Source organism: Candidatus Pseudothioglobus sp. Uisw_050_01, from assembly GCF_048085775.1.
GTDB lineage: Bacteria > Pseudomonadota > Gammaproteobacteria > PS1 > Pseudothioglobaceae > Pseudothioglobus.
Genome location: NZ_CP159804.1, coordinates 609,884 through 625,086, shown reverse-complemented (window position 1 = coordinate 625,086; position 15,203 = coordinate 609,884). Strand labels below are relative to the sequence as shown.

Sequence of the window (15,203 nt, the reverse complement as noted above, 5' to 3'; positions counted from 1 at the left end):
TTTAAATAGAACTTAATTATTGCTTAAACTCACCATGAGATTTAATTGGTAAAATACGAATTATTATTATTTAAAGTTTACTGATGTCAAATAAAATCCAAGCCATTCGAGGAATGAATGATCTGTTGCCAGCAGACTCCACCCTTTGGAGTTCTTTGGATGAAACTATTAGTAATCTACTTATCTCTTATGGCTATAAATATTGCCGCACTCCAATTGTTGAAAGTACTGAAACTTTTTCTCGTGCAATTGGAGAAGTTACAGACATTGTAGAAAAAGAGATGTACACATGGGAAGACAATAATGGTAACTCTTTAACTTTAAGGCCTGAAGGCACAGCTAGCGTAGTTCGAATGATGATTGAGCATAATTTGCCGCGCGAAGGAATACAAAAGGTTTTTTATAATGGCCCAATGTTTAGGCATGAAAGACCTCAAAAGGGAAGATACCGACAATTCCACCAAGTAGGGGCAGAAGTTTTTGGAGCTTCTGATGCCAAAATTGATGCTGAATTAATATCTATTTCAGATTCACTCTGGAAATCTCTTGGAATCAATGCAAGATTAGAAATTAATTCACTAGGTTCAAAAGAAAGTCGATCTGCTTATAGAAATATTCTTACAGCCTTTTTTAATGAAAATATAAGCCAACTGGATGAAGATAGTTTGCGTCGATTAAAAACAAATCCTTTAAGAATTTTGGATAGTAAGAATAAAGACCTTGAGTTATTAATTTCAAATGCCCCCAAAATGATTGATCATTTAGATGATGAATCTAAAGAGCACTTTACTATTTTAAAAACCTATTTAGACAATCTAGATATTCCTTATGAGGTTAACCCAAAACTTGTAAGGGGATTAGACTACTACAATCAAACTGTATTTGAGTGGATTTCAAACGATTTAGGGTCACAAGGCACTATTTGTGGTGGTGGGAGATATGATGGTTTAGTTGAAAAAATGGGTGGTAGCCCTACACCAGCAATTGGCTTTGCAATGGGCTTAGAGAGAATAGCTCTTCTAATTCAAGACAAAAAAAGTCAGATTGTTATCAAGAGATGTCAACTCTATTTTGTTACCCTAGGTGATAAAGCGCAGATTGAGTCAATGAAGCTGTCCAAAAAAATTCTTCAGGCACTCCCTAACATTACACTTAGTAATGACTTAAGCATGGGGAGCTTGAAAAGCCAAATGAAAAAAGCAGATAAGTCTAATGCTGACTTTGCTTTAATTCTTGGAGAAGAGGAGTTATCAAATAATCAGTTAAGTATTAAGCCCTTAAAAGGCCAAGGAGTCCAGCAATCGATTGAGCTTGAGGGTATCATTCAGCATCTTCAGGAGATATTATGAAAAATTTTATAGAAATTAGCGACACGGAAGAAGAACAAGTCGACAAAATTAAAAAATGGTGGAATAGTAACGGTAAGCAAATTATTGGTGGAGCAGTTCTTGGTCTTGCAGGAGTATTTGGCTGGAATTCATATGGTGATTATCAAGATAGTCAGGCTTTGAATGCTAGAACTTTATATTTAAGTTATGCTTCAGATTCCACTAATATTGGGGCTTATGATAAGCTTATTAAGGATCACTCTTCAAGTAGTTATGCTGATCAAGCAACGTTCTTAATGGCTAAATATTTATTTGAAGCTGGTAATTATGCTCTTGCTCTAGACGCCCTAAAGCCTTTAATAAGTCGTGAAAATGTTGTTATAGCTTCAACTGCTATTTTAAGATCAGCCTCACTTCACTTGCAGCTTGGTGAACATAATGAAGCACTTGCAATTCTTGATATTGATACTGGGGAAGGATTTTCTGGTCTATTTTACAATCTTACTGGTGATATTTATTTAGATCTTAGCAACAAAGAAGAAGCTAAAAAATACTATAGCCTTGCAATCGAAAATATTACTGCTAACTCAAGCCTTACCCAACTAATTCAGATTAAGTTAGACGATCTGAATTAATATAAATTTTTTAGAAAATTGTGAGCTACCCCATCATCTCATTGGTTGGCAGGCCTAATGTAGGCAAGTCGACACTATTTAATCGTCTTAGCAAGTCTCGTCAGGCGCTTGTTTCTGATTTTGAAGGTTTAACGCGTGATCGTCAATACGTGAATATCGAGCTTGAAGATGACATTCATTGCACAATTGTTGATACTGGCGGTATGACACACGAAGAATCAGTTATTGATTCTGGGATACATGCTCAAGTACTCAATGCGCTTAATGAGTCTGATGTAATCTATTTTATTGTCAGCAATAAAGATGGTGTTACTTCTCTTGATCTAGATATTGCTTCTCAGCTGAGAAAACTCCGCAAAAATATTATCTTAGTATGCAATAAGGCCGAAGGGTTAAATAAAAGTTCAGCTGCAGAATTTTATGAACTCGGACTAGGGGATCCTTGCCTTATATCAGCTGAGCATAATCAAGGAATTCCAGATCTCATTGAAAAAACGATTCCTCTTCTTCCCGCTGCAACAGAAGACATAGTCCCAGAAGTTAAGGGAATTGCAGTAGCTGTTTTGGGTAGACCTAATGTTGGTAAATCAACACTCATAAACCGTATATTGGGTGAAGAAAGGGTTATGGCGGTTGACCTTCCTGGAACAACTCGTGACTCGATTTTTATCCCTTTTGAGCGAGAAGGTCAGCAGTACACCTTAATTGATACAGCTGGAATAAGGCGCAAAAGAAGTGTCAGCCATAAAGTTGAAATTTTTAGTATTATTAAAGCTAAAGATGCCATTGAAGATTCACATGTTGTGGTTCTAGTTTTAGATGCTCACGAAGGCGTGACTGAACAAGATGCTACTCTTTTAGGAATGATAGCAGACAAAGGTCGTGCACTTTTAATAGTAATTAATAAGTGGGATGGTTTGGATGATTATCAAAAAAGCGAAGTAAAAAGAAAACTTGATATTAAGCTTTCATTTATAAACTATGCTTCAGTTCATTATATTTCAGCCCTTCATGGATCTGGTGTTGGAAAATTATTTGGACCCATTAAAAGATCTTTTGAGCATGCTGGCGGAAGACACCCAACTTCACAACTTAATAGAATTCTAGAACAGGCTAATAAAGCCCACTCTCCTCCTCCTGTTGCTGGCAGACGACTTAGATTAAAGTTTGTCAATCAATCAGATGTTTTTCCACCAACTTTTACCTTTCATGGCAATCATATTGATAGTGTTCCGAGTAGCTATGAACGTTTTTTAAAGAATTTCTTTATTACATCTTTAAAGCTTACAAATACACCTGTAAAAATCCAGTATAAGAGTGGTGAAAATCCATTTAAAGATAGGAAGAATATTCTTTCAGCCCGACAAGTCCAAAAAAAGAAACGCCTAATGAGATTCGTTAAAAAGAAATAAACTTGAAATGTAACAAAGTTAAAGGTGTGATTATTATCAGAACCTTTGGACTGAGAATTCAGAAATTGGAATTGGGGGCTTAGACTTAGTAATAATCGACTCAACAATTTCTGCAGTAACTGGCGCCAAAGTTAGCCCAATATGACCATGTCCAAAGGCATAAATAATATCATTACCTTTACTAGATTGAGAAATAACTGGCTTACTATCTGGAATTGATGGACGAAAACCCAGCCATTCCCTACTTGGTTTTCCTAGGTCTGGAAAAAAACTTAAAGCTCCTTTTTCTAAGTGGTTTACTCTATGCCTAGAGATTTCTGGACTGAGACCTCCAAGCTCAACAGTACCAACAACTCTTAATCTTCCAGTCATTGGAGACATATAAAATCCGCTCTCTGCAGAGCAACAAGGTCTATTTAATAATGGATCTTTCATGTCATATTCAACATGGTATCCACGCTCAGCATCTAAAGGAATATTGTCCCCAGCCTGTTTTGCAAATTTCTTGGAGTATGCACCAGCCGCTATGACTAGGTATTTGGATATAACTTCTGATTTATCTGCTAAAGTTATCTTAACCCCTTCACTAGTCCTCTCAATTCTATTGGCTGCATTCTTAATAACCTGACATCCTTTTTTAATACTTACATCTAATAATAGTTTTGTCATTTTTCCAGGGTCGCTCATATAAGCTCCATCTGGGAAATAAGATGCGCCACCCTCAGAAAAATTCAAATTTGGCTCTAGCTTATTGAGCTCTGATGGGTTTAACATTTCGGCATTTAAACCATACTTCTTCCGATTATTAATATCCTTCAAGCCAGATTCATAGGAAGAATCTGTTTTATATAAGTAGATATTGCCATCCCTATTTAATAAAGATTTGCCATTTATCTGATCTGCAAGCTCTTCCCAACGAAGTCGTGAATTTGCTAAAAGATCTGTAATTGCCTGGGCGTTTTTAGCAGCTTGCTTGGGCATAGATTGGTACAAAAATCTAATCAGCCATGGTGCTAATGAGAGAATTTCAGAGCGCTTTACAGAAATAGGACTATTTTTATTAAACAATAAAGATGGTAGTTTTTTTATAATTTCTGGAGACCCAACAGGAAGAACCGCATATTCAGCTATTGTTCCAGCATTACCATAAGAGGTTCCAGTTCCTGGCTCTTCAGGATCTAAAAGAATTATCTCTCTGCCAGTATTTAGCATCTGTAGGGCAATGGATAAGCCTATTACTCCTCCACCCAAAATAACTATATCAGTTTTTATCATTGGACAAAATTTTAATAACGATTAACAATGTTTAAAGTTTAATACAAATAAAACTTAAGAGAGTATTAGATTATGAGCTTGTTTTGCTGCCTTGATAAAGCTTTCAAATAAAGGATGACCATCTCTAGGCGTAGAAGTAAATTCAGGATGAAACTGGCAAGCGACAAACCAAGGATGATCTTTAATTTCAACCATTTCAACTAACAGTCCATCAGAAGACCTTCCTGAAATTTTAAGGCCGGCCTCTTCAACTTTAGAGATAAGGTTATTATTAACTTCGTATCTATGGCGATGCCTTTCAACTACCTTATCTGAACCATAAATTTTTTGAGAATGACTGCCCTTAACTAGCTCACACTCTTGACCACCAAGCCTCATAGTTCCGCCCAAGTGTGACTCTGAATCACGTTTTTGAGTTTCACCATTTTCATCTTGCCATTCAGTAATAAGCCCTATCACAGAATAATCTGTATTTTCATCAAATTCTGTACTGTTTGCTCCATCCATTTGCGCCATATTTCGAGCAAACTCAATTACAGCAACTTGAAGGCCTAAGCAAATTCCTAAGAAAGGAATGTTATTTTCCCGTGCGAACTGAACTGCTTTAATCTTTCCTTCTATACCGCGTAATCCAAATCCACCAGGCACTAGTACTGCGCTCATTTTACTTAAGGCGCCAGCACCATTTTTTTCGATCTCTTCAGAATCAAAATAATGAATATTTACCTTTGTCTGCGTATGAATTCCAGCATGAATTAGTGCTTCTGATAGAGATTTATAGGACTCTGTTAAATCCATATACTTTCCAACCATAGCAATATCAACGCTATGATTAGGCCTCTCTAATTTTGAAACAACATTCTTCCACTCTGACAAGTCTGCTGCACCGCATTTAAGTCCCAATTTTGACACAACAACATCATCAAGACCCTGCTCATGAAGGTCTTCAGGAACCTTGTAAATAGTGTCTTTATCCAAAGACATAAAAACTGAATTCTCAGCAACATTTGTAAATAAAGCAATCTTCTTACGATCTGAGTCTTCTAGTGCATACTCTGATCTGCAAATAAGGATGTCTGGCTGAATTCCAATACCTCGAAGCTCTTTTACAGAGTGCTGAGTTGGTTTAGTCTTTAGCTCACCTGCTACTTTAATATAAGGAAGAAGCGTTAAATGGATGAATAAGGTATTCTCACGACCAAGTTCTAAGCTCATCTGCCGAATAGCTTCTAAAAATGGAAGAGACTCAATATCGCCTGCCGTACCGCCAATTTCTACAAGCGCTACATCAGCATCTTCAACACCTTCCTTCATTAATTTTTTTATTTCATCAGTAATATGAGGAATGATTTGAACCGTTGCGCCAAGATAATCACCTCTTCTCTCACGCTCTATGACATTTTGATAGACTCTTCCAGCCGTAAAGTTGTTCTTTTTCCCAAGTTGAGTTCGAACAAAACGCTCATAGTGACCTAAGTCTAGATCAGTTTCAGCACCATCATTGGTAACAAAAACCTCACCATGCTGAAATGGACTCATTGTTCCAGGATCAACATTTATATAAGGGTCTAATTTAAGAAGGGTAACGTTAAGGCCTCGAGTTTCTAGAATTGAAGCCAAAGATGCTGAAGCTATCCCCTTACCTAAAGAAGACACAACACCACCAGTTATAAAGATGTATTTTGTCATGTAAAACTAACAAAGTTTGAAATAGTTATGATACACAAAATTAGGTAGAATATGGGCACATCCAAACAAACAAATCACGATGGGTTATAGACAATTTGTAAAGAGACTGTTTCCATATTTAAAAGATCACATTGGAAAACTTGTCTTTACTTCAATAATGATGGTTTTTGCTACGGTATTGGAGACTTCAATACCTGAGATTACGGGCCAAATAGTTGATACATTATTCTCTTCTAATCGTTCTGGCGATGCTGCATTTTCATACTCATTAATTCTATTCACTGTTATAGCAATCAGCTCTATATTCGCCTTGATATCAATTAGCGCAAGCTCTTGGATTTCTAACAAAGTAATATTAGACCTTAGAGTTGATATGTTTAAAAAAATTCTTAAACTTCCAAAGACTTACTTTGATAATAATACGACAGGAGAGACACTTTCTAAGTTAACCTTTGATGTTGAGCAAATCTCTGCTGCAGCATCAACTATTTGGCTAGAATTTATAAAGTCTTCATTTACTGTTGTAATATTAACAGCTTATCTATTCTATAAAAATTCTCTACTAAGCCTTATTCTTTTAATCCTTCTTCCGCTTGTATATTTTGCAGTAAAGCTATCTACCGCTAGAATCAGAAAAGGTTCAAAAAAAGTTCAAGAATCAATGGGGAAAATGACACATCTTCTTGATGAAAATATTTCAGGAAATGACCTAATCAAAATATATAACGCCCAAGCAAGTGAGCAAAACAATTTTTTTAATATTATTAATACGATTCGCCAGCAAAGATTTAAAGTTGATATGGCAAGCGGTCTTAATACTTCGATAGTAAACGCTTTAATTGGACTAGCTTTAGGCTGTGTTGTTTATTTATCATCCACTTACCTAATCATGAGTGCAGGTGATTTTTTAGCTTACTTTACTGCAATGGGTATGCTAATTAAACCTGCCAAGACTCTTATCAATATTAACAAACCTTTACAACAAGCAATGATAGCTGGAGTCAGTGTTTTTAATTTAATTGATGAAAAAGCTGAGTCTAATATTGGTAGTAAAAAGATGGACCAAGCAACTGGAGATATTTATTTTGATAATGTAAGTTTCTCTTATGACAACAATAAACCCTCATTAAAAAATATTACTCTAAGTATTAAGCAGGGTGAGACAGTTGCACTCGTTGGCTCCACAGGAAGTGGAAAGACAACTTTGGTTAATCTATTAACTCGCTTTTATAACCCGACAGAAGGCAAAATTGCTATAAATAATGAAAATATAAATAGCTTTGATTTGGAATCTTTCAGATCAAATTTTTCTTTTGTCGATCAGAATGTACGACTATTTAATGACACTATTGGTGGTAATATTGCCTTTGGACAGAAAGATAAGATGCCTATGGATTCAATTATTAATGCAGCAAATGTATCCAATTCAATTGAGTTCATTGAAAAACTAGTTAATAAATTTGACTCTGACATAGGTGAAGACGGCGTAACCTTATCAGGCGGTCAGCGCCAAAGGCTTTCCATTGCTAGGGCAATTGCAAAAGACAGTGCTATTTTAATTCTTGATGAGGCAACCTCAGCGCTCGACTCTGCAACTGAAAAACTTGTTCAGTCAGCAATCACTAAAATGCAGAAAGGACGAACCACAATCATTATTGCTCATCGATTAAGCACAATTCAAAATGCAGATCGTATTATCGTTTTAAAGGAGGGTGAGATTATTGAGCAAGGCTCTCATAAAGAGCTCATTAAGGCCTCTGGGGAATACGCAAAGCTTAACCAGCAGCAAATTTAATAAATTAACTTTACTTATCTTTTATCCGATGTAGTGCGTCTGATGAATCTCTTCTATGAGATTAATTAATGGAGGGGATTTTAACGGATTAAACCACATTAGCAATGTGATCTAGAAAAGCGTCCATATTCTATTACTATCGAGCTCATCTCTGCACTGAGAAAGCTGAGTCTTGTAAGTATTAGATTTACTTTCAACTTTTTTTGCGATATCAATCAGCCAGGCTTTACTTTCATAGCTTTTCTTATTAAAGCCGCCATGACCCTCATGGTATGCAAGATACTGACGATATGCATCTGTTTTACTGATCTTAGAGCGAAGTGAAGACTGGTTAGCATACCAGCCAACAAAATCAATCGCATCAGCAAAATCATCTCTTTTAGCAGTCTTGTTGCCAGTTTTAAGTTGGTACCAGTCCCAAGTCGCTTTTTTAGCCTGGGTATAGCCAAATGAATCTGTTGGCCTTGCACCAGGTATGATTCCAAAAATTTTATTTCGTGGTGGTTTTGCTTTTGAAGCAAAGCGAGACTCTTGATGAATGATTGCCATCTGCAAATGCATCGGCACTTTCCATTTCTCCTCACTGAGCTTAGCTGCTCGATACCAGCTAACCTTCTCATCAAGCAAGTTACAGATGTTAGTAACTTCTCTAGCGGGCGTTGAAAAACACCCAGAAACAGAAATTACAACTAACAAACTTAGGACAAACAGTTTTTTCATTTAAGCAATAAAAACAAAGTAAGCAATAATCAACTGAAAAACCAATAAAACACCAAACATAGCTTTAATATCATTGTCAGTTAAAGGCTCTGACTCTTGAGCAACCTTCTCTAGCTTGACATCAATAGCAACTAGACCTTTATCAGAGTTTTCAACTTTAAATTTAACTCTAGTATCACTTCTTAAGCGTGATTTATTAAAAACATTTTTCTGGTGAACGAAATACTTTTCATTATCGTCTCCCGTAATAAATCCATAACCTTTTGTACCAAATTGGGCCACTATGCCCGTCATTTTTTTAGCCATTACATTCTCACTTTTTGCAGACAATATACTGCTTTTTCAACAAAATCTACTCCTTGAAGTAGGAACATTGGCTCATTTTCAATATCACTAATATTTTGAAGTTCTTGACATTGAAACGAACCACCATAAAGTGAGTCAACCTCCAACTTACTTACAGCATAAGGTGGGCCAACCCATTGATGTTGAGGATAGTTTAAAGTTAACAATAACACCCTTACATCTTCGGATATTATATCATTTAAATGATTAACATATTTCTGTCTTAACGCCTTATCTAAGGCAATAAGTGATGCACGATCATAAACTGCTTTAACGTCAACTAAGTGGTTTGCTTTTAACGTGAAGAAGTCACCACAGAATATTTGAATTCCATCACCCTCATAAAGTATTAAATCATCAACTTTAGCAACAGAGTATTCTAATTTATTCTCGCTAAAAAACTGCTTAACAGCAATCTCACTCATCTCTACGCCGACAACTCTGAGCTCTTTTTTTAATAGATAGAACATGTCAATACTCTTACCACAAAGTGGGACAAAAATCTTATCACCATCATTTAAGTCGAGCTTTGAAAAATAATCAATCAAATTCTGGTTAACTTGTTCTGCGTGCCAACCGATTTTATTGCTCTCCCATCTACTGTGCCAGTCTGTCATATTTATTCCTTGATATAATAGAGAGTCATATTAGTTAATCATCAAACATTATGACCCATTTTAAAAGTGGCTGGTCAGATTATTTAAATCCTGAAAAAGAAAAGCAATATTTCATTGCTTTAGATTCTTATCTTCAATCAAAAAATAATTTGAGTATCTACCCGCCCAGAGACTCTTGGTTCAAAGCACTGGAGTATTCAAGCTTTGAAAAAACCAAAGTAATCATACTAGGGCAAGACCCTTATCATGGAGAAGGTCAGGCAGAAGGCTTAAGCTTTTCAGTTCCAAAAGGTATTGTTATTCCGCCGTCACTTAGAAATATCTTTAAGGAGCTTCAAAGTGATGATGTGAGCTTCTCTAAACCTGAGCATGGACATTTAGTCTCGTGGGCCAACCAAGGCGTTCTTCTTCTTAATAGCGTTCTTACAGTCGAGAAAAATAGCCCTGCTTCGCATGCCAACCAGGGCTGGGAAAACTTTACAGACAAAGTTATTCAAATTTTAAGTAGTCATAAAAATAATTTAGTGTTTATTTTATGGGGCGCTTATGCAAACAAGAAATCTGAATTAATTGACAGCGATAAACATCTGATACTTAGCGCCCCTCACCCTTCTCCCTTTTCAGCTTATAAAGGCTTCTTTGGTTCTAGGCATTTTTCAAAAACAAACAGTTACCTTAAGTCAACGAATCAAGAATCCATTGACTGGAGCATTAACCCATGAAGCTAATGATTGATGATGCAGTATGGGGTTATAAAGAAATCTTCTCTGGTTTTGGTGAAATTACCGCCCTTCCAGGTAGGCTAATTACCCGAGAGAGTTTATTAGATTGCGAGATACTTATTGTCAGATCAAGAACCAAAGTTAACAAACAGCTCCTTGATGGAACCAAAGTCAGATTTGTTGGCTCGACAGTGGCTGGGCTTGATCATGTTGATGAAAATTATTTAAAAGAAAATGCTATTTCATTTGTATCTGCCCAGGGCTGTAATGCCAATGCAGTAACTGAGTATGTCATTAGTGCTCTTTCCAATCTAGCGAATGATCATAGCTTTGATTTATCAACCAAAACGCTTGGAATAATTGGTGTTGGAAATGTTGGCTCTAGGCTAGACTTTAAAGCAAAGCAACTTGGGATAAGGACTCTTCTTAATGATCCCATCCGTGAGGCTAATGAAGGAAACAATAAGTTCGTTGACCTTGATGTTGCGCTAGGTGCTGATATTGTAACTTTCCATACGCCTCTAACATTTTCTGGGGCCCACCCTACTCATAACCTTCTTGGAAGTCAAAACTTTAACCTTATTAAAGAAGATGCAATATTAATCAATGCAGCTCGAGGAGGCATAATCGATGAAAGCCTATGGGAAATGACCAAAACAAAAGAAAATATAATAGACTGCTGGGAAAACGAGCCCAATATTAATCCTGAACTGCAAAGTAGCGCATACTGGGCGACACCTCACATTGCAGGGCACTCAATAGATGCAAAATTTATGGGTAGTTTTATGATTTATAAAGAGTTATGTGGCTTTACTAAAGCTCCATTTAATAAAGAAATTGAGTCACTGATTAACCCTCAAATAAGACCCATTAATGAAAGCTCTCTTCATGAAACACTCAACTCAATATACTCATTTTTTGATGACCATGAAGCTCTCAAAGACAGTTCAAAGTTTGAAGATTATAGACGTCATTATCCTGAGCGCTATGAATGGAAGCATTTTCATACAAATTTTATTATTCCTCATAAATTAAAGTAAGCTCATCCCCAATTATGTAATATGTTATTGACATAAAGTATGTTATACATTACATTAAGTATGTTATAATTTACATATTAAATAACTTATAAATATAGATATGAATATAAAAATTAGAAATACTTTAACCGAAATAATTGCAGTAGCAATAGCAATTACTTGGATGTACTCTAAATTAAATGGAGCCGCTAATATGAGTATCGCTTCAATTACTCAAGTGCTTGTTCAAGGCATTGGAATATCTATACTTGCAGCTATCTTTTCTGCCATAGCTATCGCCATAGTTTCAGCAATCATTACTAAGAGCAAAGAAAAAAATGTCATAGATGAAAGGGACAATATGATTGAGTTCTATGCTTTGAGATTAAGTAATGTCATATTTGGTATCTCCCTTGTAATTATTCTTGCTCTATTAGGATGGTTTAACCTACCTATAAACTTTGGAATAATTGCTATAACTTTGTCAGTGTTCTTAGCAAGCATCTGTAGTACTTTTTTGAAAATATATCTCTATAAATAGTTATTTACAATGGCTAAGAAAAAAATCAATATAGAAAATTCTGTCAGAAAACTCAGGTTTAATAATAACGAGATGACGCAGCAAGAACTTGCTGATTTGGTTGGTATTTCCAGACAAACAGTTGTTGCCATTGAGAAATATAAGTACACCCCATCTCTAGAGTTAGCGTTCAAAATTGCATTAGCATTCAACAAAGAGATACAAGAAGTTTTTTATATTGGTAAATAATTTTCTAAGAGGATTAAAAATGAAGCAATATCCAGTAAATCTAAAGATTGATTACCCAGAAAAATCTAACAAATTAACGGCTCTTTTTAGATTAGTATTAATAATTCCAATTGTTATTATTCTTTCTATTATTTCTTCTTATGCTGAGGCTTTATCGCTAGCAGTAGTTTTAATGATTCTTTTTAAAGAAAAATACCCAAAGTGGTGGTTTGATTGGAATCTCGCTCTTACTAAATTCTGGCTTAGGATTGCAGCCTATGGTTTGTTAATGAGGGACGAATACCCTTCAACCGAAACTGACCAAGCAGTACAAGTTGAATTACCATATCCAGACGTTAAGAAAGACTTAAATAGATGGATGCCACTTATTAAATGGTTTCTAGCTATCCCTCACTACATCGTTTTAGTACTCATGTTTATTGCTGTTGTTTTTTGCACTATTTTTGCTTGGTTTACGATTCTATTTACAGGACGATATCCTAAGGGCATATTTGATTTTGTTGAAGGTTTCCTGCGCTGGTCATTGAGAGTAAATGCTTACGCATTTTTATTAACAACAGATCAGTACCCACCATTTAAACTTGGTTAACTTAAAGTCTTTAAAGTTTGGTCCCTTAAGCTTCAATAACTCAACGAATATTAGGCTTTGTAAGATTGTCCACATGCAAAACTTCATTCACTTGCTCTTCAGTCATAAGCCCCTCTTGAATAATAATTTCTCGAACAGTCATTCCATCTTTTAGAGCTTTTTTGGCAATACGAGCTGACTCTTTATAGCCTAAATGAGGCGTAAAAAATGTTGCTATCCCAGGACTTTGTTCAACATATCTTGCACAAACTTCAACGTTAGCTGTAATTCCGTCCACACACTTTGTCCTTAGCATAACCATCGCATTTGTCATATAGCGTAATGAGCGTAATATATTTACGGCTAAAACAGGCTCAAAAGCATTGAGCTGCATTTGACCAGCTTCAGCTGCCAAAGTAATTACTAAATCATTTCCAATTACTTGAAAAGCAGTTTGATTAACAGCCTCAGGGATAACAGGATTAACTTTCCCAGGCATAATTGATGATCCAGCTTGCACGGCGGGAAGATTAATTTCGTTAAACCCAGCAATTGGGCCTGATGATAACAATCTTAAGTCATTAGATATTTTTGAAAGCTTTATAGCTACTCGCTTTAAAACAGACGAGAATGACACAAAGGCACTAGTATCAGAGGTTGCAGCAATTGGGTTTGGAGCCAGTACTAAAGGCAATCCAGATAATTCTGCCAAAGCCTCTACTGCTATTTTTGGATAATCTAAATGGCTATTAATTCCAGTTCCAATAGCGGTAGCACCTAAATTAACCTCTAAAAATAATTGTGACATTTCATTAAGCCTTTTAATGTCATCCAACAAAGTATTACCAAAAGCAGTAAATTCCTGACCAAGGCTCATTGGCACAGCATCTTGAAGTTGTGTTCGCCCCATTTTAATGACCCCAGAAAATTCAATGCCTTTGGCATGAAAAGAATCAGAGAGGGCTTTAATTGCTTCCAATAAAGGATCATATTCTTTTAAAAATCCAACCAGCAAGGCAGTAGGATAAGTGTCATTCGTTGACTGTGACATATTTACATGCATAAGCGGGGAGATGGACTCGTAATCACCCTTCTCTTTCCCTATCATTTCTAGTGCAACATTAGCAATGACTTCATTTGCATTCATATTTGTTGAAGTGCCGGCGCCTCCCTGGATTATCTCAACAATAAACTGATCATGAAATTCACCATTAATAATTCTCTCACAAGCGCTGACTATAGGCTCAAAAATTTCATCCTCTAATAGGCCCAATTTATTATTTGCTCGAGCGCAAGCAAGCTTGACCATTGCATAGGCTATAACTATATTTGGATAAACTGAAATCGCAACATCCGCTATAGGAAAATTTTCAACAGCGCGCTTAGTATGGATTCCGTAATAAGCATCAAAAGGTATTTTCATTTCACCTAAAAAATCTGTTTCTATTCTGTATTCCATAATTTTTAATATTGAAAAATATTACCTTAATCAGTAGATTGAGCAAATGATACGCTTAAGAGAATCTTATTTTTGACAGCATTAATGCTAAACCAGAGAATACAAATACTGAGCAAGCATTGAAATTGACATAATGACAATTAAAAACCGAATAACAAGTGGGTTAGCCTTCAATAAATAATGGGTTCCAAAAAAAGCACCTATTAATTGTCCTGCCATCATTACCAGGCCAATTAAAAAGGCTATATGGCCAAAACTAAAGAAAACTATAAATCCGGCAATGTTTGATGCAAAATTTAATGGCTTTGCTAGAATTGTTGCTTGAATAATTTCAAGTTTTTTAAGCATAACTGCTGTCATTACAAAAAAAGATCCAGCGCCAGGTCCAAACATGCCATCGTAAAAACCAACTGCTGGAACAGCATATTTATCAAAACTTTTGCTGGATGCCGAGCTCTTCGAGGTTTTTTTAGGCTTAGGTGAGATAATAAAATAGATTGAAATAAATACCAGCACTATTGGTATTGCAAAAGAGAGCGCCTTGGTGTCAATAAACTGAACTATAACCCCGCCTATTACCGAGCCAACAAAAGACACTAACATTAAATACTTAATAGCACTCAAATTCAGCTTTTTTTTACGAAAAAGTAGGAATGTTGCAACTCCAGTGCCCATACTACCTTGAAATTTATTTGTTCCCAGGACGTAGATAGGCGGAATCCCACTTAATAGTAATGCAGGAACTGCTAACAAACCGCCTCCCCCAACCAAGGTATCAAGAAATCCTGCAATCATGGCAACGAAAAATAAAAAAGTTAGAATCTCCAAAGAGTAATTTGCTAAATCCATA

At 35.9% G+C, this 15,203-nt stretch carries 16 protein-coding genes; 9 read left to right on the top strand and 7 right to left on the bottom strand.

Annotated features, from left to right (window positions below):
- Positions 1-83 precede the first annotated feature (83 nt).
- Genes hisS through der form a run of 3 tightly spaced genes read left to right on the top strand, consistent with a single transcriptional unit; the run spans position 84 to position 3,375 of the window.
- Positions 84-1,349, top strand: a complete 1,266-nt coding sequence (gene hisS / locus ABXT51_RS03075) for a histidine--tRNA ligase (RefSeq protein ID WP_416696083.1) — start codon at positions 84-86, stop codon at positions 1,347-1,349.
- Positions 1,346-1,963, top strand: coding sequence for a YfgM family protein (locus ABXT51_RS03070; protein ID WP_416696082.1), 618 nt, complete (start codon positions 1,346-1,348; stop codon positions 1,961-1,963). The genes hisS and ABXT51_RS03070 overlap by 4 nt, the downstream gene beginning before the upstream one ends.
- A 20-nt stretch (positions 1,964-1,983) precedes the next feature.
- The gene (gene der, locus ABXT51_RS03065) at positions 1,984-3,375 is read left to right on the top strand and encodes a ribosome biogenesis GTPase Der (protein WP_416696081.1); all 1,392 of its coding nucleotides are present in this window, start codon (positions 1,984-1,986) and stop codon (positions 3,373-3,375) included.
- 36 nt (positions 3,376-3,411) lie between these two features.
- Here der and ABXT51_RS03060 read toward each other — a convergent pair whose 3' ends face one another.
- Both ABXT51_RS03060 and ABXT51_RS03055 read right to left on the bottom strand, forming a co-directional pair.
- Complete coding sequence (locus ABXT51_RS03060) at positions 3,412-4,650, bottom strand: NAD(P)/FAD-dependent oxidoreductase (RefSeq protein ID WP_416696080.1); 1,239 nt, start codon at positions 4,648-4,650, stop codon at positions 3,412-3,414.
- A gap of 54 nt (positions 4,651-4,704) precedes the next feature.
- Entirely contained in the window at positions 4,705-6,339 is a 1,635-nt protein-coding gene (locus ABXT51_RS03055; protein ID WP_416696079.1) for a CTP synthase, read from the bottom strand.
- Positions 6,340-6,418: 79 nt separating this feature from the next.
- Here ABXT51_RS03055 and ABXT51_RS03050 point away from each other — a divergent pair, with 79 nt between their 5' ends.
- The gene (locus ABXT51_RS03050) at positions 6,419-8,134 is read left to right on the top strand and encodes an ABC transporter ATP-binding protein (RefSeq protein ID WP_416696078.1); all 1,716 of its coding nucleotides are present in this window, start codon (positions 6,419-6,421) and stop codon (positions 8,132-8,134) included.
- A 111-nt stretch (positions 8,135-8,245) separates the two neighbouring features.
- Here the strand turns inward: ABXT51_RS03050 and ABXT51_RS03045 are convergent, their stop codons facing one another.
- Genes ABXT51_RS03045 through ABXT51_RS03035 form a run of 3 tightly spaced genes read right to left on the bottom strand, consistent with a single transcriptional unit; the run spans position 8,246 to position 9,816 of the window.
- Positions 8,246-8,854, bottom strand: coding sequence for a transglycosylase SLT domain-containing protein (locus ABXT51_RS03045; RefSeq protein ID WP_416687996.1), 609 nt, complete (start codon positions 8,852-8,854; stop codon positions 8,246-8,248).
- Positions 8,855-9,160 (bottom strand): cold-shock protein, encoded by a 306-nt coding sequence (locus ABXT51_RS03040; protein WP_416696077.1) that lies wholly within the window; start codon positions 9,158-9,160, stop codon positions 8,855-8,857. It lies immediately after the preceding gene.
- On the bottom strand, positions 9,160-9,816 hold the full coding sequence (locus ABXT51_RS03035) for a thiopurine S-methyltransferase (RefSeq protein ID WP_416696076.1): 657 nt from the start codon (positions 9,814-9,816) through the stop codon (positions 9,160-9,162). The genes ABXT51_RS03040 and ABXT51_RS03035 overlap by 1 nt, the downstream gene beginning before the upstream one ends.
- Positions 9,817-9,866: 50 nt before the next feature.
- On the opposite strand from ABXT51_RS03035, the gene ung reads away from it, so the two are divergent.
- The 5 genes from ung to ABXT51_RS03010 all read left to right on the top strand — a co-directional run bounded on the left by ung (position 9,867) and on the right by ABXT51_RS03010 (position 12,915).
- Complete coding sequence (ung, locus tag ABXT51_RS03030) at positions 9,867-10,538, top strand: uracil-DNA glycosylase (protein WP_416696075.1); 672 nt, start codon at positions 9,867-9,869, stop codon at positions 10,536-10,538.
- Complete coding sequence (locus ABXT51_RS03025) at positions 10,535-11,578, top strand: 4-phosphoerythronate dehydrogenase (RefSeq protein WP_416696074.1); 1,044 nt, start codon at positions 10,535-10,537, stop codon at positions 11,576-11,578. The genes ung and ABXT51_RS03025 overlap by 4 nt, the downstream gene beginning before the upstream one ends.
- 100 nt (positions 11,579-11,678) lie before the next feature.
- Complete coding sequence (locus ABXT51_RS03020; RefSeq protein WP_416696073.1) at positions 11,679-12,098, top strand: hypothetical protein; 420 nt, start codon at positions 11,679-11,681, stop codon at positions 12,096-12,098.
- Between the two features lie 9 nt (positions 12,099-12,107).
- Entirely contained in the window at positions 12,108-12,326 is a 219-nt protein-coding gene (locus tag ABXT51_RS03015) for a helix-turn-helix transcriptional regulator (protein WP_416653046.1), read from the top strand.
- Positions 12,327-12,345: 19 nt separating this feature from the next.
- Positions 12,346-12,915, top strand: a complete 570-nt coding sequence (locus ABXT51_RS03010; protein WP_416696072.1) for a DUF4389 domain-containing protein — start codon at positions 12,346-12,348, stop codon at positions 12,913-12,915.
- A 40-nt stretch (positions 12,916-12,955) separates the two neighbouring features.
- Here the strand turns inward: ABXT51_RS03010 and ABXT51_RS03005 are convergent, their stop codons facing one another.
- The gene (locus ABXT51_RS03005; protein ID WP_271541147.1) at positions 12,956-14,353 is read right to left on the bottom strand and encodes an aspartate ammonia-lyase; all 1,398 of its coding nucleotides are present in this window, start codon (positions 14,351-14,353) and stop codon (positions 12,956-12,958) included.
- A gap of 87 nt (positions 14,354-14,440) precedes the next feature.
- A complete protein-coding gene (locus tag ABXT51_RS03000) occupies positions 14,441-15,202 on the bottom strand; it encodes a TSUP family transporter (RefSeq protein ID WP_416696071.1) in 762 nt (253 codons plus the stop codon).
- Between the last annotated feature and the right edge of the window lies 1 nt (position 15,203).